Annotated in this window: 20 protein-coding genes; 5 read left to right on the forward strand and 15 right to left on the reverse strand. The window is 41.7% G+C overall.

The annotated features are described in order from the left end of the window. Nucleotides 1-277: 277 nt before the first annotated feature. On the reverse strand, nt 278-1,135 hold the full coding sequence (locus tag OIZ54_RS18275; protein ID WP_264391008.1) for a tetratricopeptide repeat protein: 858 nt from the start codon (nt 1,133-1,135) through the stop codon (nt 278-280). Nucleotides 1,136-1,229: 94 nt separating this feature from the next. On the opposite strand from OIZ54_RS18275, the gene OIZ54_RS18280 reads away from it, so the two are divergent. Further along, nucleotides 1,230-2,543, forward strand: coding sequence for a M20 metallopeptidase family protein (locus tag OIZ54_RS18280; RefSeq protein ID WP_264391009.1), 1,314 nt, complete (start codon nt 1,230-1,232; stop codon nt 2,541-2,543). A 21-nt stretch (nt 2,544-2,564) separates the two neighbouring features. On the opposite strand, the gene OIZ54_RS18285 is transcribed toward OIZ54_RS18280, so the two are convergent. The 4 genes from OIZ54_RS18285 to pomA form a co-directional block, all read right to left on the reverse strand. After that, nucleotides 2,565-4,505, reverse strand: coding sequence for a DNA topoisomerase III (locus tag OIZ54_RS18285; protein ID WP_264391010.1), 1,941 nt, complete (start codon nt 4,503-4,505; stop codon nt 2,565-2,567). 50 nt (nt 4,506-4,555) lie between these two features. After that, nucleotides 4,556-5,065, reverse strand: a complete 510-nt coding sequence (locus OIZ54_RS18290; protein WP_096042163.1) for a hypothetical protein — start codon at nt 5,063-5,065, stop codon at nt 4,556-4,558. A 202-nt stretch (nt 5,066-5,267) separates the two neighbouring features. Then, nucleotides 5,268-6,188, reverse strand: coding sequence for a flagellar motor protein MotB (locus tag OIZ54_RS18295; RefSeq protein ID WP_004586875.1), 921 nt, complete (start codon nt 6,186-6,188; stop codon nt 5,268-5,270). 2 nt (nt 6,189-6,190) lie between these two features. After that, a complete protein-coding gene (gene pomA / locus OIZ54_RS18300) occupies nt 6,191-6,958 on the reverse strand; it encodes a flagellar motor protein PomA (protein WP_004586874.1) in 768 nt (255 codons plus the stop codon). A 315-nt stretch (nt 6,959-7,273) separates the two neighbouring features. Between pomA and OIZ54_RS18305 the strand changes: the two genes are divergently transcribed. From OIZ54_RS18305 to OIZ54_RS18320, 4 genes are all read left to right on the forward strand, one after another. After that, on the forward strand, nt 7,274-7,516 hold the full coding sequence (locus OIZ54_RS18305; protein WP_004586873.1) for an exodeoxyribonuclease VII small subunit: 243 nt from the start codon (nt 7,274-7,276) through the stop codon (nt 7,514-7,516). A gap of 2 nt (nt 7,517-7,518) precedes the next feature. After that, entirely contained in the window at nt 7,519-8,406 is an 888-nt protein-coding gene (ispA, locus tag OIZ54_RS18310; RefSeq protein ID WP_096740052.1) for a (2E,6E)-farnesyl diphosphate synthase, read from the forward strand. A 102-nt stretch (nt 8,407-8,508) separates the two neighbouring features. Beyond that, nucleotides 8,509-10,371: a 1-deoxy-D-xylulose-5-phosphate synthase gene (gene dxs, locus OIZ54_RS18315; RefSeq protein ID WP_029773765.1), complete on the forward strand. Its 1,863-nt coding sequence runs from the start codon at nt 8,509-8,511 to the stop codon at nt 10,369-10,371. A 192-nt stretch (nt 10,372-10,563) separates the two neighbouring features. Beyond that, on the forward strand, nt 10,564-12,675 hold the full coding sequence (locus tag OIZ54_RS18320; RefSeq protein WP_264391039.1) for a hypothetical protein: 2,112 nt from the start codon (nt 10,564-10,566) through the stop codon (nt 12,673-12,675). A gap of 50 nt (nt 12,676-12,725) precedes the next feature. Here the strand turns inward: OIZ54_RS18320 and OIZ54_RS18325 are convergent, their stop codons facing one another. The 10 genes from OIZ54_RS18325 to glyA all read right to left on the reverse strand — a co-directional run bounded on the left by OIZ54_RS18325 (nt 12,726) and on the right by glyA (nt 23,412). Beyond that, nucleotides 12,726-15,812 (reverse strand): ligand-binding sensor domain-containing diguanylate cyclase, encoded by a 3,087-nt coding sequence (locus tag OIZ54_RS18325; RefSeq protein ID WP_029773767.1) that lies wholly within the window; start codon nt 15,810-15,812, stop codon nt 12,726-12,728. A 37-nt stretch (nt 15,813-15,849) separates the two neighbouring features. After that, complete coding sequence (locus OIZ54_RS18330; RefSeq protein ID WP_264391011.1) at nt 15,850-16,335, reverse strand: phosphatidylglycerophosphatase A; 486 nt, start codon at nt 16,333-16,335, stop codon at nt 15,850-15,852. After that, nucleotides 16,332-17,306, reverse strand: coding sequence for a thiamine-phosphate kinase (thiL, locus tag OIZ54_RS18335; protein ID WP_055254703.1), 975 nt, complete (start codon nt 17,304-17,306; stop codon nt 16,332-16,334). Before thiL ends, OIZ54_RS18330 begins: the two co-directional genes overlap by 4 nt. A gap of 94 nt (nt 17,307-17,400) precedes the next feature. After that, nucleotides 17,401-17,811 carry a transcription antitermination factor NusB gene (gene nusB, locus OIZ54_RS18340; protein ID WP_004586866.1) on the reverse strand — a complete coding sequence of 137 codons (411 nt, stop codon included), beginning with the start codon at nt 17,809-17,811 and terminating at the stop codon, nt 17,401-17,403. A 15-nt stretch (nt 17,812-17,826) separates the two neighbouring features. Further along, nucleotides 17,827-18,291, reverse strand: a complete 465-nt coding sequence (ribE, locus tag OIZ54_RS18345; protein WP_004586865.1) for a 6,7-dimethyl-8-ribityllumazine synthase — start codon at nt 18,289-18,291, stop codon at nt 17,827-17,829. A gap of 101 nt (nt 18,292-18,392) precedes the next feature. Next, the gene (gene ribBA / locus OIZ54_RS18350) at nt 18,393-19,505 is read right to left on the reverse strand and encodes a bifunctional 3,4-dihydroxy-2-butanone-4-phosphate synthase/GTP cyclohydrolase II (RefSeq protein ID WP_055254705.1); all 1,113 of its coding nucleotides are present in this window, start codon (nt 19,503-19,505) and stop codon (nt 18,393-18,395) included. 29 nt (nt 19,506-19,534) lie between these two features. Beyond that, nucleotides 19,535-20,188 (reverse strand): riboflavin synthase, encoded by a 654-nt coding sequence (locus OIZ54_RS18355; RefSeq protein ID WP_004586863.1) that lies wholly within the window; start codon nt 20,186-20,188, stop codon nt 19,535-19,537. A gap of 16 nt (nt 20,189-20,204) precedes the next feature. Further along, nucleotides 20,205-21,338, reverse strand: coding sequence for a bifunctional diaminohydroxyphosphoribosylaminopyrimidine deaminase/5-amino-6-(5-phosphoribosylamino)uracil reductase RibD (gene ribD / locus OIZ54_RS18360; protein ID WP_154945723.1), 1,134 nt, complete (start codon nt 21,336-21,338; stop codon nt 20,205-20,207). A 2-nt stretch (nt 21,339-21,340) separates the two neighbouring features. Next, nucleotides 21,341-21,790, reverse strand: a complete 450-nt coding sequence (nrdR, locus tag OIZ54_RS18365) for a transcriptional regulator NrdR (RefSeq protein ID WP_004586861.1) — start codon at nt 21,788-21,790, stop codon at nt 21,341-21,343. 365 nt (nt 21,791-22,155) lie between these two features. Beyond that, nucleotides 22,156-23,412 (reverse strand): serine hydroxymethyltransferase, encoded by a 1,257-nt coding sequence (glyA, locus tag OIZ54_RS18370; protein WP_024031685.1) that lies wholly within the window; start codon nt 23,410-23,412, stop codon nt 22,156-22,158. Between the last annotated feature and the right edge of the window lie 117 nt (nt 23,413-23,529).

The raw sequence follows: 23,529 nt of genomic DNA on the forward strand, positions 1-23,529 counted from the left end.
TACTCAACTCACTGAGTAGCTCGTGCCTCGCTATGCGTTGCGCTCTGCCGTCTCAGTGGGGTCGCATTATAGGGAGAACGGATTTTTACGCAAGCGTTTTTTAATAAAAACTATAAATAAAAGCTCTTTCGTGCATTTTTCACTCTAAAGAGCCAAAAGCAGTACAAAAAACAAACTAAACCTATACACAAAGGCCAGTTTGTTTTAAATATAACGATGTATAAAACGCAAAAAGCACCTATAAGGTGCTTTTAAGTTAATTTATTAACTGCGCGTATTAATACAAAATACTATAAAGCTTTCTTCTGTATTTTGCTGCAAGTGCATCTCCATCTGGTAGAGAAGCGATAATTGCTAAAAAGCTTGCTTTAGCCTCATTAAAATTAAGATCCTTTTTAAGTACGCTGAACAGTGTTTCGAGTGCTTCTTCTTTTCGTCCTGCATCATTTAGCAATTGGCTTAGCTCTATTTTCAGGTCTAAGTCATTTGGGTACTTTTCTACTTGAGATTGCTTTTCTTTTATCTCTGGCGAGTCGGTAGCTTCTAGAGCCGCTTCGCATTTAGCTTTTATATTATGAAAATAAGCATCTTGCTCTTGGGCGTCAATGGTATCAATGAGTGCTTGAGCATCATCTAATTTGTGTATTTGAATGCATATATCGGCTAACACAAGCTTTATACGTGCGTTTGCACTGTCTATTTCATACGCTTGCTTTGCGTAATTAAATGCAGCATTTAGATCCGACTTTAATAATGCTTGTTTTGCTTGTTCAAGAAGTAGGTCCTGTTGCGCTGGTAAATGCTTACTCAGGGCTTCGCGAATTTGCGCGTCGGTTTGCGCACCCGCCAATAAATCTACTGGAGCTGAATCTTTTAACAATACAAGTGTAGGTAATGTTTGCAAGCCAACCTGCTGCGCTAATTGCGAGGCGAGTGCTTGTTCTGCGTCACAATCAAGATTAGCCACTACAATATGATCTTTATATTGCGTAGCTAAATTTTCTAATATACCCATTTGGCTAATACACTCAGGACTTTGTGGCGAGTGGAAGTTAAGCAGCACCAACTTTTGTTGTGATGTTTCACCGAGTACTTGCTGAAGGTTTTGTGCGTTGATACTAACTATGTTGCTCATTGAATTAATTGCCATATTCATTTATTTAGGTTTTTATATGGAGACGAACATAATAAATACAAGTATTAAATACTTTCAAATAATGAGGGAAAACATGAAAATCACCTATCTAGCTGCAGCATTTATGATAGCAAGCCCACTTACTTACGCTAAGTCACTAAACTTAGATTTAACTAAGAGTATGCCAGCTATTGAAAAGTTTTACCTCGACTTACATCAATCTCCAGAGCTTTCATATCACGAACAAGAAACTGGCCAAAAAATAGCATCGCAATTAACAAACCTTGGGTTTGACGTAACAGATAATGTGGGCGGCTACGGTGTGGTAGGGATTTATAAAAATGGCACCGGCCCTACAATAATGATTCGTACTGATACCGATGGCCTACCAATCACAGAGCAAACCGGTAAACCTTATGCATCTAAAGTACAAGTGACCAATGGGCATGGGAATAAAGTAGGTGTAATGCATGGCTGTGGCCACGATATACATATGAGCTCGTTTATTGGTACTGCTGAGCAACTTATTGCCCATAAAAATAAGTGGCAAGGAACGTTAATGATGGTTGCGCAACCTGCAGAAGAAGTTGGCGGTGGAGCAAAAGCCATGTTAAGTGAAGGCTTATTTAGTAAATATGCTAAACCTGATCATGTTATTGCGCTGCATGTTAGTGCCAGCGTGCCTGCGGGTAAGGTATCAATGAAAAACGAATACACCATGGCAAGTGTTGATTCAGTAGATATAACTATAAAAGGTAAAGGCGGACACGGCGCCTACCCGCACACTACCGTAGACCCTGTAGTTATTGCGGCGCGTACGGTATTAGCATTACAAACAATCACAAGCCGCGAGCTTTCTCCACTTGAGCCTTCTGTTGTGACTGTGGGCTCTATTCATGGTGGCTCAAAGCATAATGTGATTTCCGATGAAGTAAAACTACAGCTTACGCTTAGAAGCTACAACCCAGAGGTACGGACGGCGCAAATAGCAGCAATAAAACGTATTACAGCGGGTATTGCTCAAAGTGCTGGCCTTACTGAGTCACACTACCCTGTTGTTCACGTTCATGAAGATGAATCTATTCCATCTACTTACAATAACCCTCAGCAAACTAATATTGTTAGGAGTGCTATTGCTGATGCAATTGGCGAAACTAATGTACTTGAGACAAAAGCGGTTATGGCTGGTGAAGATTTTGGACTGTACGGTAGAACTGATGAAAACATTCCTATTACGTTATTTTGGTTAGGTGGAGTAAACCAGCAGCAATATACAAATGCGATGAAAAGTAACCAAACACTTCCTTCATTACACTCAAGTAAATTTGCGCCAGATTATAAAGTAGCATTACCGACCGGTATAAAAGCCATGAGTAACGCTGCAGTCGCGTTATTTAATAAAAAATAAGCGTATTTGAGAGCTCAGCGATTAAGTGATTGCTGAGCTCTTTTTATAATTTGATTTTTTAAATGCTGCTTTTTTACCACCCTTAGCAAAGCGCTTTTTAGTCGGTGTTTTAGGTAGCTTTGAAAATACATGGCTATCACAACTAGCTGCTTGCTGTACAAAACCTTCAAGCTCCACCAGCAGTGGTTGTAAAAATTGTTGGTAGCTCATTGCTTGTTGAGCAATGTTGCCTAAGCTCGCCTCCCATTTAGCGGTCAAATCGGGGCTAGCTAAGCCCTCTGGTAAAACACTAATAAGTGCCAAGCCTGTTTGCGTTGCTTTAATTGATTTACCTTCGCGCTTTAAAAAACGACGCCTAAATAATAATTCAATAATGCCTGCGCGGGTTGCCTCTGTTCCTAACCCATCGGTCTCTTTGAGTATTTTTTTAATTTGTGAATCTTTTACATAACGACTAATGCCGGTCATGGCACTTAGCAATGTTGCATCAGTAAAATGAGACGGTGGCGTAGTGTGTTTTTCTACCACTTCACCTTTAGTGCAGTTAAGCGCCATGCCTTTTGTTAAATGAGGCAAGGTTGCTTCATCTTTTAGCTCGGCTTTGCCCATTAATACCTTAAACCCTAAGCTTACATCTTGCTTTGCATTGGCTTTAAATAAACCTCCCGCAATTGTTACCTCTACTTTAGTTTCGTTATAAATATAATCGGGGTAAAACTGAATTAGGTAATGCCTGCTAATAAGTTCATATACTTTTGCTTCATCAGTCGCCAAAGTCGCTGTTTTTAGTTGTTTAGCGGTAGGTACAATTGCATGGTGTGCAGCCACTTTTGCATCGTTAAAACATTTGCTGCGTTTTTTAGCGTCTGCCCCATTCACAAACTCAGTGTTTTGACCACCATTAGCTGCAATTGCTTTTAAAATTGCAGGCGCATCTACATGATGCTCTTTAGGCAAATAACGATTATCAGAACGAGGGTAAGTAATTAACTTATGACGCTCATAGAGCATTTGGCAAATATCGAGTACTTGCTGAGCTGCCATACCAAATGCCTTTGCAGCATCTATTTGCAGTGCCGATAAATTATAAGGCAGCGGCGCGCTTTGTTTTTTTTGTTTTTGTTCGAGCGCTGTAACCTCGCCTGGTTGATTGGCTATTCGCGAGGCGACGTTTTCGGCTAATGCATTATTTAAAACGCGGCCCTCTTCATCTTGGTACGGCTCGCAGGCTTTGCTTGGTACCCACTTGGCCACAAAGCTTTGCTGCTCAGGAGTTATTAAATGCGCCAACACTTCATAAAATGGTTTTGACACAAAGTTAGCTATTTCGTTATCCCGATTAACCACTAAACCTAAAATTGGGGTTTGTACGCGACCCACCGACAACACATTGCCAAAGCCTGCTTTTTGCCCCGCCAGCGTATAAGCACGCGTAAGGTTCATACCAAATAGCCAATCTGCACGTGAACGCGCAAGCGCCGACACACTAAGCGGAATAAATTCACGATTTGAACGCATAGTAGTAAGCGCTTTTTTTACCGCCGCTAAATTTAAATCACTTATAAGTAAACGTTGAATGCTTTGCTTTTTGGTTTTACTTATTTTGGCTTGCTCTATGACTTCATCAACCAACAATTGGCCTTCGCGATCGGGATCCCCCGCATGCACGAGTACTGATGCCTGCTTAATTAGCTTTTTTAGAATAGTTAATTGCTTACGCGTTTTCGTTTTTGCCTTGAGCTGCCATTGCTGTGGCACTATGGGAAGGTGTTCAAATTGCCACTTTTTAAAACGCGCATCATAATCATCAGGTTCAGCTTGCTCAAGTAAGTGCCCTATACACCACGATACACAGTCACCATTAGCCACTTCTATATAACCATCGTGTTTTTTATGTGGTTTTGGCAATGCATCAGCAATAGCTCTGCCAAGTGATGGCTTTTCTGCGATATAGAGTTTCATGGGAGTTGCTCATTAACTGTTTATATGAACAGTAGTTTAGCACAGCTATTTTAGGGGGAGGGAGTTTTATATTTACTACTAATCTGGTCTTCTTTGTTTTTAACTAAAATATAAATAAGAGGGAGGTAACATACTACTACAGTAGAAATATTAATCAGAGGTAAAAGAGTTTTATACATTAAAGTACTATAAGATAAATCCCATAAATGGCGATCTACAACTCTGAACAACTGTAAAGTTGGGGCCATTACAACCACAAGTTGCCCTAATACACATTGCCATAAATAAACTTTATCTTTTAAGCCTAGATAAGCAATTAATGCCATCCAAGCAATATCATTAAAAGCCCAAATGACGTACCTGTAAATGTTAATATCTTTATCAAACGTTTTTAAAGGCTCATATATAAAAGCACCAAATAAGAAAAAAGCACTCGTGATACAAACAAACCTGAGTGCTAAATAATCTTTTCGTAGAAAAAAAATAACTATAGCTGGAAGTAAAAACAAAACCCAGCTGAGCTCAATAAATGCATATAACTCATTGAACCACCTAAACATAGTTAATCATTAGTCTTATCATCGTCACCACCAGAACCATTTCCCGGCATATAGCAATATTTATCGATTATTTTCACAGAAACACCATTACATATGTTAAAGAAATGTACTTTAAGCTAAAATAATGAACTTGCCAAGATACTTAGGCGATTAAGTACCTTAAAAAGAAACTTAATTAGAGAAATTAGCGCCAGCTACTCGCCTAGCGTACATCAATAGGGTCTGACTCTTTAGCTTTACCTTGTAAGATTGATATTTCTACTCGGCGATTTCTACGTCTATCTTCGTTTGAATCATTCGGAACAAGTGGACGAGTATCAGCACGCCCTACTACCATCATGCGGTTTTTATCAAACCCTTGTACCGTTTGTAATTCGCTTGCGACTGCTACAGCACGCTTTGACGATAAGTCCCAGTTATTAATATATAACTCGTTAGAAACCTGAAAATCATCGGTGTGACCCGATACCGTAATTTCTCCAGGTACATCTTTTAATAACTCACCAATATCTTGAATTATGGGCTTAAACTTAGGTTGTAAAAAAGCACTGCCAGAGGGAAATGAGCCATTTTCACGGATACGAATAATGATTTGCTGCCCTAAAGATTCAAGCTCGATTGCACCATCGATAATTTGTTTTTCGAGCTGTTGCGCTATTTTTTTCACTAACTCGTTAGTTTGTTCTTGATCGGCGGCTGAAGTTGCTTGTTCTGAAGATTGCTGCTGCGATGTACTACGTGACTCGCCACCACGTTTATCGCCACGTTGCTCTTGTCTACCACCAGCAGAGCTTTCATCACCCGCTTGAAATTCTAACATTTGCTGGGTCATTTCAACGGTTTGTTGCTGAATGGTTTCTATCGGGGTAGGTTCAGGCTTACCAGGGGTAAATTCCATAGCAATAACCGAGGTCCCTTTAGGGATATCTTTTACTTCTATTTTGTTTTGCACACCAAATGCAAACTTCATCGAGCCTGCTATTTGCTTAAATTTAAGTACATCCATTTCTGAAAACGCGAGCAAAAGTACAAAAAAGCACATTAAAAGCGACATTAAGTCGGCAAATGTTCCCATCCAAGCAGGCAAACCTGGGGGTGGGCATTTGCACTCTTGATCAGACATGGTTACTCCTCGGTATCTACTTTGCGTTTAGACTCAGCAAGGTAGTTTTTCAATATACCTTCAATTACTTTCGGGTTTTGACCATCTTGAATACCTAAAATAGCATCCAGTATTAGACGCTGATTCATGGCTTCTTCGTCTTTACGAAGCTCAAGTTTTACCTGAATAGGAATAGCCACTACATTTGCTAAAAATGCACCATATAAAGTAGTTAATAATGCCACCGCCATTGCGGGGCCAATGGCTTTAGGGTCATCCATGTTAGATAACATAGCAACTAAGCCTATTAACGTTCCTATCATACCCATTGCAGGGGCTATATCGGCAAGTGACTTAAATAAACCGGCGCCCAGTTCATGACGAGTTGTGGTTAAAGAAATATCTTTTTGAAGCGTGGCACGAACTACATCAGCATCGTGGCCATCAACGAGCATATCTACACCTTTGCGCATAAAAGGGTTTGGTATTTCGGCTTCTTCGAGGGCTAAAAACCCCCCTTTACGGGCTGAGTCAGCAAGTTCAACTGCTTTTTCAATCAGCTCTTCTGGCGATTCGATTTTAAACATAAATGCTTTACCAACAACCTTACCTATGCCCAAAAACTGCGACAAGGTAAAGTTTGATAACACAATAAATAGTGAGCCACCAAATACAATTACACTAGAAGGCGCGTCGGCAAACATCCCCATTTCACCGCTACTACTCATAAACATGGACATGACAATTAAACCAATTGCGCCAAGGATCCCAATTATGGTTGCTAAATCCACATTTCCTCCAAAGTATTATACTTTGTTATTCAAACTTTTATTATTAACTGCTTATCGGCAAGGTACTGAAATACTTAAGCCATTTTTGAAAAAAGTGTAAAACACTGTGTTTGGCCTAATTTTAGATCAAGATACCCTACTCGCCTAGCGACTGATTAATTTTATTGTACACAGTGAGCACTAATACGCATCTTATACATGGTAAAAATGCGATTTAAACTGATATAACTCAAAAAACAACGATCATCCTTTGACCTAGTTTAGCATTCCCCCTAAAATTGGCTCCTAAATTTATCATGCTGGCTGAAATTAAACATGGCGACTAAAAAACCTGAAAACCTAAGTTTTGAACAAGCACTCGAAGAACTATCAACCATTGTCGGTGAAATGGAACAAGGTGATTTATCGCTTGAGCAGTCGTTAAAGCAATTTGAGCGTGGTATAGCCTTAGCTAACGCCTCAACGGGTAAGTTACAACAAGCAGAACAAAAAGTGTCTATTTTGATGGGTAATGACGAAAAAGCAGCGCTTACTTCATTTAACAACGATATGGAATAACCGTGAGCATACAAGAAAAAATAGAATGTGCTCAACAAGATGTCGTAAAGACCCTGCAACAGTACTTTGATCAACCCCTTGATACCGCACACACAGTAAAAGAAGCTACGCAGTACGGCTTATTTAACGGTGGCAAGCGTTTACGCCCCTTTTTAGTCTACGCAAGTGGTGAAATGCTCGGAGCTAATAAGCAAGATTTAGATATTCTTGCTGCTGCTATTGAGTGTATTCATAGCTACTCGTTGGTGCACGATGATTTACCAGCCATGGATGATGACGACCTTCGCCGTGGACGCCCAACTTGCCATATAGAGTTTGACGATGCGCATGCAATTTTAGCAGGCGATGCACTACAAACATTGGCCTTTGAGCTTATCTCGACTCACAATTTTACCTGCAGCGCATCAACACAAGTAAAAATGATCAGCGCACTGGCTAAAGCATCGGGGCTTGAAGGCATGGTCGGCGGGCAAGGGCTAGATATTGCCGCCACAGATAAAGTGATTACAGTACAACAGCTTGAACGAATTCATAGATTAAAAACGGGTGCCTTAATCAACTGTGCCATTACATTAGGTGCATTATGTAGCGAAAAAGCAGACAAACAAACCTTAGAAAACTTACGTGTTTTTGGGTATGCTACAGGGCTGGCATTTCAAGTGCACGACGACATTTTAGATGTTGAAGGTGACACATTTACTTTAGGTAAGCCGCAAGGCTCTGATTTAGCTGCTAATAAAGCAACTTATCCGGCCCTATTAGGTATGCAAGGTGCCAAGCAAATGGCGCAAAATTTAATAGAGCAAGCGCATCAAGCATTAAACAAAATAGATGCTGATACCTCTACTCTAGCGGCGCTGGCAAACTACCTGATTAAACGTGACCATTGAGTGTTACATATACGTATTGCCATTTAGCACTGACATTATTACTCAACAGCGGTAACAACTAGTAAGTTAGCACCGGTGTTAGCGAAGGATAAAATAAATACCATGACACTTGATAGTAGCAAGTATCCATTACTTAACTTGGTTGACGAACCAGCCCACTTACGCGATATAGCGCAAGATAAACTCCCTGCGTTTAGCAACGAGTTACGAGACTATTTACTCAACTCTGTTTCGCAAAGTAGCGGCCATTTAGCGTCTGGTTTAGGAACTGTTGAGCTTACCGTTGCTCTACATTATGTGTATAACACACCAGAAGATCGCCTTGTATGGGATGTAGGCCATCAAGCGTACCCGCATAAAATTTTAACCGGTCGACGCGATTTAATGCATACAATTCGTCAAAAAGACGGATTACATCCATTCCCTTTTCGTGAAGAAAGCCAATACGATACCTTTAGCGTAGGCCATTCAAGTACCTCTATTTCGGCAGCACTTGGTATGTCTATTGCGGCTCAAAAAGAAGGCAAAGGCCGCAAAACTGTTGCCGTTATAGGCGATGGCGCCATTACAGCAGGTATGGCATTTGAAGCAATGAACCACTTAGGCGATGTAAAATCTGACATGTTAATCATTTTAAATGATAACGAAATGTCGATTTCTGAAAACGTCGGAGCGTTAACTAATCACTTTGCGCGTATTTTATCTGGCAGCTTTTACACAAACATTCGCGAAGGCAGTAAGAAGTTACTCTCTGGCGTGCCTCCTGTTAAAGAGCTTGCCAGTAAAGTAGAAGAGCACCTAAAAGGAATGGTTATTCCAGGTACCTTTTTTGAAGAACTAGGTCTTAATTACATTGGCCCAATTGATGGCCACGATGTAAATATGCTCGTAGATACACTGCGTAATATGCGTAATTTAAAAGGGCCTCAGCTTTTACATATAAAAACCCAAAAAGGAAAAGGCTACAAACCCGCAGAAGCTGATCCTATTGGCTATCACGGTGTGCCAAAGTTTGACCCTAATACATCAAGCTTACCTAAATCTAAACCTGGCGCCGCCACTTTCTCTAAGGTGTTTGGTGATTGGTTGTGTGATATGGCCGAGCAAGATAAAAAATTAATGGCTATTACGCCGGCAATGCGTGAAGGCTCAGGTATGGTGCGTTTTTCAAAAGAACACCCAGAGCAGTATTTTGATGTAGCCATAGCAGAGCAGCACGCTGTCACATTGGCCGCCGGTTTTGCCTGTGAAGGGTTAAAACCCGTTGTAGCTATTTACTCGAGCTTTTTACAACGTGCGTATGATCAACTTATCCATGATGTTGCACTGCAAAACTTACCTGTGCTTTTTGCTATAGACCGCGCTGGTATTGTAGGCGCCGACGGCGAAACACACCAAGGTGCGTACGACTTAAGCTTTATGCGCTGTATTCCAAACATGGTTATTATGGCCCCAAGTGATACTAACGAGTGCCGCCATATGCTTTATACCGGTTATAAGGCTAATTGCCCTGTAGCAGTTCGCTACCCTCGTGGTAGTGCCGGTACTGCCGATATTCAAAGCGAAATGACGCTACTAGAAATAGGCAAAGCCAATACCATTAAACAAGGCGCTAAAATTGCTATTTTATCCTTTGGTACTTTGCTTGAAAACGCGCAACTTGCTGCAAATGAGCTAGGTGCAACGCTAGTTAATATGCGCTTTATTAAGCCACTTGATACAAGTTTATTAGATGAGCTTAGCCAAACTCATGATGTAATAGTAACGCTTGAAGACAACGCTATTTGTGGTGGCGCAGGCTCAGCGGTTAATGAATATTTAGCAGCGCAAAAAGCCAACCTAAAAGTGCTTAACTTAGGTATTCCTGATGAATTTATTAAGCACGGCACACAAGCGCAAATGCACGATGAAATGGGTTTAGGCGAACAAGGCATTTTAAATTCAATAAAATCGTTTATCGCTTAATTATTTTTGCTAGCTAGTTTTTAAAGGGAGCCTGATGGCTCCTTTTTTGTTTTTTATTTTTAAATATTTGCATCCAATGTGTATTTCTACGCGTTATCCCTATGAGGTTAACACAGTAAATAGTACGTACTGAGGAGTATAAACAGGCACGTTATTTACTTTCATTTGATGGAATATTAAAAGGTAAAAATGATGAAAAAAGCTAATTTAACTCACTTTCATACACAAAACAGTTCACTTAAACGCCCCCTTTGTTTTTCAGCATTAGCGCTTGGAATAGTACTTGGTATTTCAGGGTGTAGCGGTGATGATGGAGAAAACGGTTTAGCCGGTACGCCGGGAGTAGATGGTCAAGATGGAAGCGATGGCACAAACGGTAACCCCGGCTTTAGTGCTGCCACGTTTATTTTAGCTAATAACGGTGAGCAAAACGCAGGCACTGTTGATTTAATAAACCAGAACGCTGCCAAATTAAAAACCTTTAATACCACTGCAAATGAAGGCGTAGCCTTTGATAGCCTCGGTAATTTAATACAAGCAAGCGACAGCGAAAATGGTAGCATTAAAACTATATGCCAACTTGCCAATCGCGATGAAGGTGCAAGCTTTAGTACTAATCTAGACCGTGAAATTACAGGCCCTGCCACTACACTGGTTAATCCTAAGGGCATAGCGATTGCAAAAAATAGCGGGCTGATATTTATAGCTGATTTTGGTGCCATGCAAATTACCACATTTGGCAGTGCTGCAGCGGGAGATGCCGCGCCGCTTGCTACCACTGTTACCGAAGCCGCCCCGTGGGATGTTGATTATGACCACGTAAACGACCGACTTTATGTAGCACTTACCAACGGTGATGTCGCGGTTTATGATAATTTTGTAAGCGGTGAATTTACCGCTATGCCAAGTCGTACTATTACACCAAGCGATGCCGATGGTGTGCAAATATCGGTAAATATTCACGGCATTGTTTATGATGAAACCACCAATAAACTTATTTTATCGGATGTTGGTAGCGCATCAGATGCTACCGATGGCACGCTTTTTGTTATTAATAATGCCTCTACTGCGCAAGGTAATACATCTGTTGCACGCAGTATTTCAGGCCCTGCGACTATGCTAGGCAACCCTGTAGATATTACCCTTGAGGGTAGCGATTTACGTGTGGCCGAAAAATCAAACGATGCAATTTTAGTGTTTAGTAATATATTTGCCGGTGAAAGTGGCGATATAGCGCCCGATTTAAGTACTGCGTCTACTAAGCCAGAGTCAATTACTAACACGCTAACTCAAAGCTCAATGGCTGATATATCAGATAGTACTGAGCCTAATATGGCGCTATTAGGCGTAGCCGTATCCAGTAATCCAAGCACTGCGGGTGATACAACAGGCCAAATTAGCCGTTTAAATACAGCATTAAGTAGCGAACTTGCAAGCTATAATGCAAGCCAAACGATAGAAAGCGTTAGCTTTGATAAAGCAGGTAATAGCTACGCAACATTCGATAATGCCAGTACAGGAATGGGCGGAATCGTCATCTCTACTAAAGTGGCTTATAACCGTGATGGCGAAACATTTAACGCCAGCCAAGATAGACTGATTTCAGGAAGCAATACAGGCCTTATTTCACCTAAAGGATTAGATATTGCCTCCGATAGTGGAATGATTTTTGTGGCTGAAAATAATGAAACCACGCCGAGCATTGCTATATTTTCAAGCTGTGCCACCGGCGATGTATCACCTCTTATGACCTTAACTTTTGCCAATAATGCACGCCCGTGGGATGTTGATTACGACAGTAACACTGACCGCGCTTTTGTTGCGCTAACTAATGGCACTGTAGCGGTATTTGATCAAGTTAAAAATAAGCTACTAAGTGGCGAGACCACAATAAGTACAGAAGATAGATTAATTACACCTGCCAATAATTCACAAGCACTGGCAGGGCCTACCAATATTCATGGAATAGATTACGACTCATTAAGTGGTGCGTTAATACTTTCTGATGTAGGCAGCGCAGCCGTTGCTGACGATGGCAAAATTTATGTATTAAATAATACCGCAAATGCCTCGGGGCTAGTCAATATAAGCGCGACGATTAGCGGGCCCAATACATTATTAGGAAACCCTGTTGATATTATGTATAGCGGAACCGATTTATACGTTGCTGAAAAGTCTAACAACGTAGTTATGCGCTTTAATAATATTTTAAGTACCGCAGGGGGAGATATAAGTGCCGATGCAAGTATGGCATTTAGTGCTCCTGAGTCAGTGGCTATTTTACCAGCGTGGCTAAACCAGTAATTAAATAGCGTTACCCTCACCATGCCTAACCTACTTTTGTAGGTTGGGCATTATCGCATCCACACTTTAATATCTGCTAAGCCATTACTTTGTAAAATACCCAGCTGCTGATCTACATTCGAATTTTGCTCAAACTCAAACGCATCCAACTGTTTATCAAACGTAATATTTGCCACACCGTCACCACCGCGTTTTTTAACCTGATGAAGCGCTATATCGGCTAAGTTTATCGACGTTTCCCAGCTTATTACTTGCCCACCTAAAAGTGGCAGTGGGTAAAAAGACCACCCCAATGAAGCCGTAATATTGGTTGTTTTACCGTTTGGTAATTGAAACGAATTTAATGCGATTGCTTGGCATAAATCAGAGGCATAGCTGTCAATCATGTTGCACTTAAAATCGCGCAGCAATAATAAAAACTCATCCCCACTCCAGCGTGCTACATAGTCAGAGCCTTGGGTACGCGAATTAAGTAACGCTGCCATTTGTTGTAAGCAGCTATCTCCTGCTATTGGGCCATACGCATCGTTTATACGGCTAAAGTTATCAAAGTTGATAATAAGCAGTACAAGTGACTTACCTTGCGCTTGTAAAGACTGTGCATTACGTTGGAAGTGCTCAATATCTTTAGGGAGCTGATCAAACAAAAAGCGACGGCTACGTAGCCCTGTAAGCTCATCTGAGTGACTAACTAGTTTAAGCTGTGAGTTTACTTGGCCTAATTTATCGTTAGCTTGGCGCAGCTCTAATGTACGCTCTGTAACCAGCGCTTCGAGTACTTCTTGCTTACGGCGCTCTTGCGCTCTAAATACCCAAAAAATAAAGTAAAACAGTAAAATAAACCCACTAACAATTAGCAATCTAAAGTAAATAGTTTCGTCAAAGCGCTGCGGTACTACAAATGCATACTCGACAGTTTGCGCTCTGTCCCAATCTTCGCCTTGGCGTTTTGCCTCAAGCTCAAATAAAAATGACCCCGCCGGTAAATTTGTATAAATGGCTTCTCGGCGTGCATTAGCATAGCGCCAATCACTATCTAACCCACTTAACTTATATCTAAACTCAATACTATTTGGCGCATAATAATCGATGGCGGTGTACTTTAACGTTATGTCGCGCTCATCAGTATCTAGTAAAGGCTTTTCGCCCAATGCTGCGGTAGTTAATGCACGCAGAGGTGTGGTTAGTGTTTCTACTTTAGGCTTTAATACATTTAGGCCAAATAGCTCGGTATTTTTAGGTATTTCTACAATGCCTTGTAAGCTTGGGTACCAAATTGAATAATCGGTCATGGCAACGGCATCGTGTCCTAAACCGTTACAACACTGGCTTGCTTTACCATCGAGCTGCCTATCAAAAGAAGAAATAACCTCTTCCACTTTTAAGCTCGACACCTCTGATTTAAATTGCGCTACTGGCATACGGTAAACACCTTTCATGGTACTTACCCATACACGCTTATAGGTTTCGTCATACTCTAGGCTAAAAATAGAGCCATAGGGTAAGCCGTTGGCTGCATCTAACTGTCGCCAATGCCCTTGTAAACTTCTGTAAAATAAGCCGTCATTAAGCGAGCCAATTAAAATACCTACACCATCTATATGTAATACGCTGGTTATGTATGCACTTTCGAGCGAAGTTTGGTCACCTATTTTTTCAATGCCACGGTCAGTAAAGTAATATGCCCCTTTACTGGTCCCGATTACACCAAAGTTTGCTTTATCGAGCACATACGTTATAAATTTACTGCCTAAAAAGGCATTGTATGCAAAGGGTGTTAACCCGCCATAACTCAGCCTATACAAGCCACGCCCTGTACCTATCCAAAAACCACCTTTGCTTGATGGGCTAATAGCAAATACCGGATTGTCGCGCAGCGCTCTGCCAGGAAAACTGTACAGTTTATCTTGCTCGTAAAAAAACAACCCTCGTCCGGTCGCTATATATAAACGCGAGCCATCAAACTGTAAGTCGTGTACTGTTGCGCGGCCAAATTGCGCACTGGGTATTTTATTGACAAAGTTTTTATTTAAATCGAAATACCCAATACCACTTTTATTTGCCACCCATAAATTACCATCGGGCGCTTGGCTGATTGCCATAACGGCCTCAGTCATTTGCGATAAAGCAGAGTGGCGTTCTATACGCCCTTCGTGTGCAAGCCATAAGCCTTCGCTAAAACTTGCAAGCCAAATATTATTTTGGCTATCGCGGTAAATATCTGCAAACCAAATACTTTGATCAAGCTGACTTGGTTCAACCCATTGCCACTCACCCGACTTAGCCCTAAAGAGCAGTCGTCCATACGTAGAAACCCATAAGCCACCATTGGTGTCGCTCATAAATTTATACACAGCTGAGTTATTCGCATTCGGCAGCGGAAAAGGTCTTAGTTCATCGTCTAAATCCAAAAAGTAGGCACCCAGTTCAGAGGCTAAATATAAATTACCATTTAAAAAAGACAGATCATGAACAATGGTTTGTGCTAACCGCTCAGGCAACGACACCTTAGCTGTTAACTCCAACCTGAGTTTTGAAAAATCTGAGGCGCTTTTAGTTAAGCGTAGTAAATGACGGTCGTTGACAAGCCAAATCCCCTCTGGAGAAAGCGCCATTTGACTAACCGACCCCACTATTTGGGTGATCACGGTGGCATTTACAATAGGAACGAGTTCGTTCGCTTTATCACGTAAATCAACTTGGTTGCGGTCTACATAATAAAGCCCATTAGCTGCAATCCAAATGCTGCCCTTGGCATCTTCTAATATGTCTCTAACTGGGCCTTTAATATTAAATTCTTGTGCGGCAAGCGTTTGCGGGTTTATGACCACCAAGCCACTTTTAGTGCCCACCCACAGATAGCCATTACTATCTATGAGCAGTTTATTAATACCATTGCTTGGCAAAAAAGGACTATTTTGGGTGTTGTAATTAGTGAACGTTGTGCCGTCAAAGCGGCTAAGGCCAAATTGCGTTCCGACCCACATATAGCCTTGCTGATCTTGCACAACACTTTTTAGCGATTGCGAGGGCAAGCCATCTTTGATATTCCATTGCTTAACAACGTAATCAGTAATAGAAGCCCAACTTGGCATGGCACACAACATAAGTACACATACCAGTAAAAATCGCATCATTTCGCTGCCACCTAGTTAAACAAATAAAACACAAAAATTAAAAGGGTAGTAAACCTGCTTTTATTAACGCTTGCAAACAAATAAGCGAAAAAATACCGGCAAGTACATCATCAGCCATTATACCCACGCCACCGTCCATTCGCTTATCGAGCGTTTTGATCGGGCCTGGTTTGGCAATATCAAAAAATCTAAATAATAAAAAGCCTACAAGTAAGGTTTGCCAACTAAGCGCTGCGCCAATCATCGTGATGTAATAACCCGCAACTTCATCCCACACTATAGCTGGGTGGTCGTGCACACCTAAATCATCGGCGGTTTTGCCACACGCCCAAATACCAAAAATACTAATAACCACGGCAAACACGATTTGTAGCCATAGCGGAAAATACATAGTTATAAAAATAAATGGTAAAGCAGCAAATGTACCAAAGGTGCCTGGCGCAACAGGCGCAAGGCCAGTGCCAAACCCTAGACCAAATAACTGGTGCGGGCGCTTTAAATTAAACTGTTTTTTGCTAGTCAAACCTGCTCCTTGGCAAAGTGCTCAAAGCCCTGTTGCTCAAAATTAAATTTTTCACCGTGGTGTAAAAGCTCAATGTGCCCTTCGCCACTTTTTATTTGCCCTATGCACGTTGCTTCTACGCCGTATTGACGTAATTTAAGCTCCAACATGCTTTTATTATCTTCAGAGACAGTAAAAAGTAATTCGTAGTCATCGCCATAGCCTAAAATATACGGCAATTGCGCCTCAAAGCTCAGGCTTGAACGCATAGCGTCTGAGGTTGGGATGTTTTCAATATTTATACTGGCGCTGACTTGTGACATATCAAGTATGTGGGTTAAATCCGCCATAAGGCCATCAGACACATCAATAGCTGATGAAGCAAGGCCACGTAATACTTGCCCTGCAGCCACCCGTGGAGTGGGGTAATCAAAGCGGCTATTTATGTACTTTAAGTGCTCAGGCTCAATACTTAGGCCACGCTTGCGAGATTCAATAGCCAAGCCTGCATCACCTAGCGTGCCAGTTACACATACCCAGTCGCCCACTTTAGCACCTGCACGGCGTAAAGCTTTGCCCTCTGGCACAGTGCCTTTAGCGCATATAGTAACTGTTAAAGGGCCCTGCGTAGTGTCGCCACCAATTATTTGTACATTAAAGTACTCGGCAATTTCGTGCATTCCCTCAGTAAATTCTTCAATCCACTGCTGGTTAATATTTGGTAGGGTTAATGCCACCGACACCCAAGTAGGCTCAGCCCCCATGGCTGCTAAATCACTAAGGTTTACGGCCAGTGCTCGGTGTCCTAATGCTCGGGGAGAAATGTCATCAAAAAAATGAACACCCGATACAAGCGTATCAGTTGTTACTGCAAGTTGGCAGTTTTGCGGAACGGTAACTAATGCACAGTCGTCCCCTATTCCTAGGCTTACATCACGACGAGTTATACCACGACCTTTAAAGTAGCGGTTTATTAATTCAAATTCCTTCATACACAAAAAAGCCGACCTATGCCGGCTCTCCTTTTTAACGTGTACTAACTGTTAAAGCTAAGCTCTTTAGCAGAGCGCTTTAGCAAGGTTAGTATTACTTGCGTAAATGCTTAACAGCTTTATCAAGTACACCGTTTACAAATTTATGGCTGTCTTCAGCGCCAAATATTTTAGCAAGCTCAATGCCTTCATTGATTGCTACTTTGTATGGCACATCTTCACGGAATTTAAGCTCATACGCGCTTAAACGTAAAATTGCACGCTCTACCATATCTAAATCATCAAATGGACGTGTTAAATGCGGAGATACAGCTTCATCTAGTTGCTTATAATTAACGGCAACGCCACGCGCTAAATCTTTAAAGTATTCAACATCAATTTTAGTCACGTCGTTTTCGATCAACATTTGTTGTTCGATATCGGCAATTAAATTGCCACTTAATTGCCAAGAATAAACGGCTTGAAGTGCTAAGATACGTGCTTTACGTCTTGCTGCTGGTTTCACAAAAATTCCTTAAACTTAAATTTTATCTAACACATTAACCATTTCAAGCGCGCCTAATGCCGCTTCGCCGCCTTTGTTACCCATTTTGGTACCAGCGCGTTCAATTGCTTGTTCAATGCTTTCTGTGGTTAATACGCCAAATGCAACCGGGATATCATACTCAAGCGATACATTTGCAAGGCCTTTGTTAGATTCGCCAGCAACGAGGTCAAAGTGTGGTGTACCACCTCTGATCACTACGCCTAATGCGATGATTGCATCATACTCTTTTTTTGCCGCAATGCGTTTTGCCGCTAAAGGTAACTCTACTGCACCGGGTACATACACAACGGTAATGTCATCATCGGCTACGCCACCAGTACGCTTTAGCTCATCAACAGCACCTTCTAGTAGGCTGCTACCAATAAAATCGTTAAAACGAGAAATAACAATAGCGAATTTTTTGCCTGGAGCGTACTTATTACCTTCAATAATTTTCATTTGATAACCCTAAAAATATGTTCAAGCGGTTGCGATTGCGCAAAAATTGCTGCGCATCATACCATAAAAATAAAAAAATAGACTAGTTAAAAGCTGAGCCCTTATTGTGGCTCAACGTAATCAACCACTTCTAAATGAAAGCCCGAAAGTGCATGGTACTTTTTAGGGCGACTCATTAAGCGCATTTGCTTAATACCTAAATCAGCCAGTATTTGCGAGCCCACACCAACGGTACGCGATGTACCTTTAAATTTACGCGGCGTAACATTTTCGCCAGCATCGGCAGCAGCAAATGCTTTTACTGTGGCCTCTAGCTCTTCGGTGCTTTCTTGTTTACCTAAAATAACCAGTGCACCGTTATTTTCTGCAATGTAAGCCATTGCATCAGAAAGCCCCCAACTACGGTCCGCACTTCTGTCTGAAAGTAAAATGTCGTTAAAGGTGCTTTGTAAGTGCACGCGCACAAGCGTTGGTTCTTGCTCTTTAATTTCGCCTTTTAGCAATACGTAGTGCAGTTGGCCGTCAATCGTATCTTTGTAGGTTACTAAATCAAACTCACCGTGCTCAGTGGGTAATTTACACTTAGCCACTTGCTCTATGGTGGTTTCGTTAAGGTTTCGGTATTCAATTAAATCTGCAATTGTGCCAATTTTAATACCATGCTCTTTAGCAAATACTTCTAAATCAGGGCGGCGCGCCATAGTGCCATCGGCATTGAGGATTTCTACAATAACTGATGAGGCTTCAAGGCCGGCTAAACGTGCTAAATCACACCCGGCTTCGGTGTGGCCTGCGCGCGTTAACACGCCACCTGGCTGTGCCATAATAGGAAAAATATGTCCAGGCTGTACGATATCGCTTGGTACGGCGCCTTTTGCAATAGCAGCTTGAACTGTACGCGCTCTATCGGCTGCAGATATACCCGTTGTTACACCTTTGGCAGCTTCAATCGACATAGTAAAGTTAGTAGAAAACGCTGCGCCATTGTTTTTAACCATTAACGGTAAATCAAGCTGCTCACAACGCTCTTGCGTCATAGTTAAACAAATTAAGCCACGGCCATGAGTGGCCATAAAGTTAATTGCTTCGGCGCTAATGTGCTCTGCTGCAATGATTAAATCACCTTCGTTTTCTCTGTCTTCGTCATCCATTAAAATAACCATTTTACCGGCTTTAATGTCGTCGATGATTTCTTGTGCGCTGTGTAAATTCATAAATTTGCTCGTGTAAGTTATCAGTGTCGTTATTTAACAAAACCAGCTTTAGCTAGTAAGCTCATTGAAATATCTGAGCCAGTCGGCTGCTCAGCCCCTTTAATAAGGCGCTCTAAATAACGTGCAATTTGGTCGACTTCTAAATTAACGCGTGTGCCCACTTTAAAATCAGCAATGGTGGTTTGCTCGCTTGTGTGCGGCACTATAGTTAATTTAAATTTATTACCTTGTACAGCGTTTACTGTCAGGCTTATACCATCTATACATACAGACCCTTTGTAAGGAATGTACTTCATTAAGTTTTCATCGGTGCTTAGCCAATATTCTGTAGCGCGCGCATTACTAGTGATGGCTGTAATGGTTGCAATGCCATCAACATGACCTGACACTAAATGCCCGCCTAAACGTGAAACCGGCTGCATGGCTTTTTCAAGGTTAACTGTTTGGCCAATATTATAATTTGCAAACCCAGTTAAGCTGATAGTTTCGTTTGATAAGTCGGCACTAAAGCCATCAATGTGCTTATCAACTACCGTTAAACATACGCCATTAGTGGCAATGCTATCGCCAAGCTTTACATCGCTCATATCAAGATTAGCGCTTTGAATGCGAATGGCTAAATCGCCTTGTTTTTTTTGTAATAGCGCAATTTTGCCTGTGGCTTCAATTATTCCAGTAAACATAGCCCTACTCTTTTAATTAAGTGATTGGAATGTGTTTTGTGGCGGTTATACGTAAATCATCGCCTATTTTCACACACTCTTTAAACGTCAAATTAACGGTGTTTTGCATATCTGTTAGCGGTGCAAAATTAACTAAGCTTTTTGCATCGCACCCCATTAGTTTAGGCGCTAAATAAAATATATATTCGTCTATTAAATTAAGCTCTGTCATTTTACCGGCAAGTGTAGCACCCGCTTCTAAATAAACATGATTAAATTGCAGCTTAGCAAGGTGCGCTAAAACAGACGTTAAATTAACTTTGTTATTTTGCTGTGGCACTTCTATATGCCTTACAAAATGCGGCCACTGCGTTGATTTATCAACCTTGGTAGTGAAAATTATTATTTCACTTTCAATATTAAATACTGCCAGCTCTGGTGTAAGCCTATTTTGTGAGTCAATTATAACACGCACCGGTTGGCGTAGGGGTAATTCAGTAGGCAAAGCCTGTGGCAACTCGCTTAACCTCACATTGAGCTTAGCATCATCGGTAATAACCGTATCGGCGCCCGTTAAAATAGCGCAGCTTTGTGCTCGGTGTAATTGTACATCTTGTCGCGCAGCGCTTCCGGTGATCCACTTACTTTGGCCATTTTTTAGCGCGGTTTTACCATCAATGCTGGCCGCCATTTTACACGTAACATACGGAAGCCCGTGCTCCATACGCTTAAAAAAACCTAAATTAAGTGCGCGCGCTTGCTGCTCTAAAAGCCCAAATGCAACCTCAATACCGGCATCGCTGAGTATTTTAAGCCCTTTACCTGCTACTTGTGGGTTGGTGTCGACCATAGCTGCAATAACTTTTACTACACCTGCGGCTTTTAAACCCTCTGCGCACGGCGGAGTGCGTCCGTAATGGCTGCACGGTTCAAGCGTTACATACGCAGTCGCGCCTTTTGCGTTTTCACCTGCTACAGCAAGGGCATTAACCTCAGCATGCCCCTGCCCAGCTAATTGATGAAACCCTTCACCAATTACGTGGTTATCTTTAACTAAAACACACCCGACATTAGGATTGGGGGTGGTTGTAAATCGCCCTTTTTTTGCAAGCTCGATGGCACGTGCCATGTACATTTCATCTTGCGCAGTAAAGGTTATTTGGTTTTGCATTATTACTCCCCTAAACGGGCAATTTCTTCACCAAATTCGCGTATATCTTCAAACGAGCGATACACAGAGGCAAACCGCACATAGGCTACTTTATCCAGTTTTTTAAGCGCCTCCATTATGCACTCACCCACAAGGTGACTTGATATTTCTCGCTCGCCGGTAGCACGCAACTGCGATTTAATAATATTAACCACTTCATCCACTTGCTCTGTACTAACAGGGCGTTTTTCTAGGGCGCGATTAAGGCCATTGAGTAGTTTATCTTCATTAAAGGGTTCTCGGCTGCCATCTTGTTTAATTACACGTGGCATAACTAACTCGGCACCTTCAAAGGTAGTAAATCGCTCGTGACACTCGTTACATTCACGACGACGGCGAACTTGGTGGCCTCCGCCGACTAGGCGAGAATCAATAACTTTAGTATCTTTTGCGGTACAAAATGGGCAATGCATAACTCGGTACTTCCGTTTTAAAACAAAAAAGGCCGCTATTTAGCGGCCTTTTATCTTAGCAAAAAAATAGGGCCTGTTGGCCTTTCAGGATTAAATTTGTTCTATCTAGGGGTGATTTGATCGCGGCGCGAGGTTTGTAACCTAGTGGGCTAAGTAAAAACCGAGCAACAAAGAGTAAATCACCCCTAGGACGAACCCGAGGGCAGTGCATGTTTGGCATTTATGCTGCGTTATCGCCTATTTGTGTAGAGTAACCACACTACATAGACTCTGCCTTGCCTAAAAACCAAACATACTACTGCAAATTAAACCTCGAAAGGTAAACAGGCCCCTTGTTGTGATCTAAATTACTGCTTCTTATGCAATTAAGCGTATACAGGTAGTTTTGCACAAATTGCTTTAACTTTTTCTTTAACTTGCGCTTGTACTGACTCATCGTTGATGTTGTCTAATACGTCACAAATCCAGCCAGCAAGTTCTTTCGATTCAGCTTCTTTAAAGCCACGACGCGTAATTGCAGGTGAACCAATACGTAAACCAGAAGTAACAAACGGTGAGCGAGGATCGTTTGGTACAGAGTTTTTGTTCACAGTAATGTTTGCATTGCCAAGCGCTGCGTCTGCATCTTTACCTGTGATATCTTTATCGATTAAATCAAGTAAGAATAAGTGGTTTTCTGTTTTATCAGATACGATTTTGTAACCGCGCTCTTGCATAACAGCAACCATAGCTTGAGCATTTTTAACTACTTGTGCTTGGTATGTTTTAAATTCTGGTTGTAGAGCTTCTTTAAATGCCACTGCTTTTGCAGCAATAATGTGACATAAAGGACCACCTTGGCCACCTGGGAACACAGCGCTGTTAAGCTTTTTGTAAATTGCTTCGTCGCCACAAGCAGAAATAATTAAACCACCACGAGGGCCTGCTAATGTTTTGTGTGTTGTTGTTGTTACAACATGCGCATGAGGTACTGGGCTTGGGTAAACACCCGCCGCAATTAAACCAGCAACGTGAGCCATATCAACGAATAAGTAAGCACCTACTTTATCAGCAATCTCACGGAATTTAGCCCAATCAACAATACCTGAGTACGCAGAAAAACCACCAATAATCATTTTTGGTTTGTGCTCAAGTGCTAGCGCTTCTACCTGTGCGTAGTCAATTTCGCCAGTTGCTTCGTCTAGCCCGTACTGGATTGCATTGTATAGCTTACCTGAGAAGCTTACGTGTGAACCGTGCGTTAAGTGACCACCATGAGCTAAGCTCATACCAAGTACAGTGTCGCCCGCTTCTAATAATGCTAAGAAAACAGCTGCATTTGCTTGAGAACCCGCATGTGGCTGAACGTTTGCATAGTCAGAACCAAATAGCTCGTTAGCACGATCAATTGCAAGCTGTTCAACAACGTCTACGTGCTCACAACCGCCATAGTAACGTTTGCCCGGGTAACCTTCTGCGTATTTGTTTGTAAGCTGTGAACCCTGTGCTTCTAGTACGCGTGGGCTACAGTAGTTTTCTGATGCGATTAATTCAATGTGCTCTTCTTGGCGAGCAGTTTCTTTGTTTATCGCGTCAAATAACTCTGGATCAAAATCCGAAATATTCATGCTACGTTCTAACATTGGGGTCTCCTAGGGCAACGTGTATGGTGTTTTTTAGAGGCTTTATTGTACGCTTTAAACGACTCTTTGCCTACGCTCTTAAGTTGAGGATATTTAAACAGGGATTGAATCTATTTC

The sequence above is a fragment of the Pseudoalteromonas sp. A3 genome (assembly GCF_025942345.1).
Lineage (GTDB): Bacteria > Pseudomonadota > Gammaproteobacteria > Enterobacterales > Alteromonadaceae > Pseudoalteromonas > Pseudoalteromonas atlantica.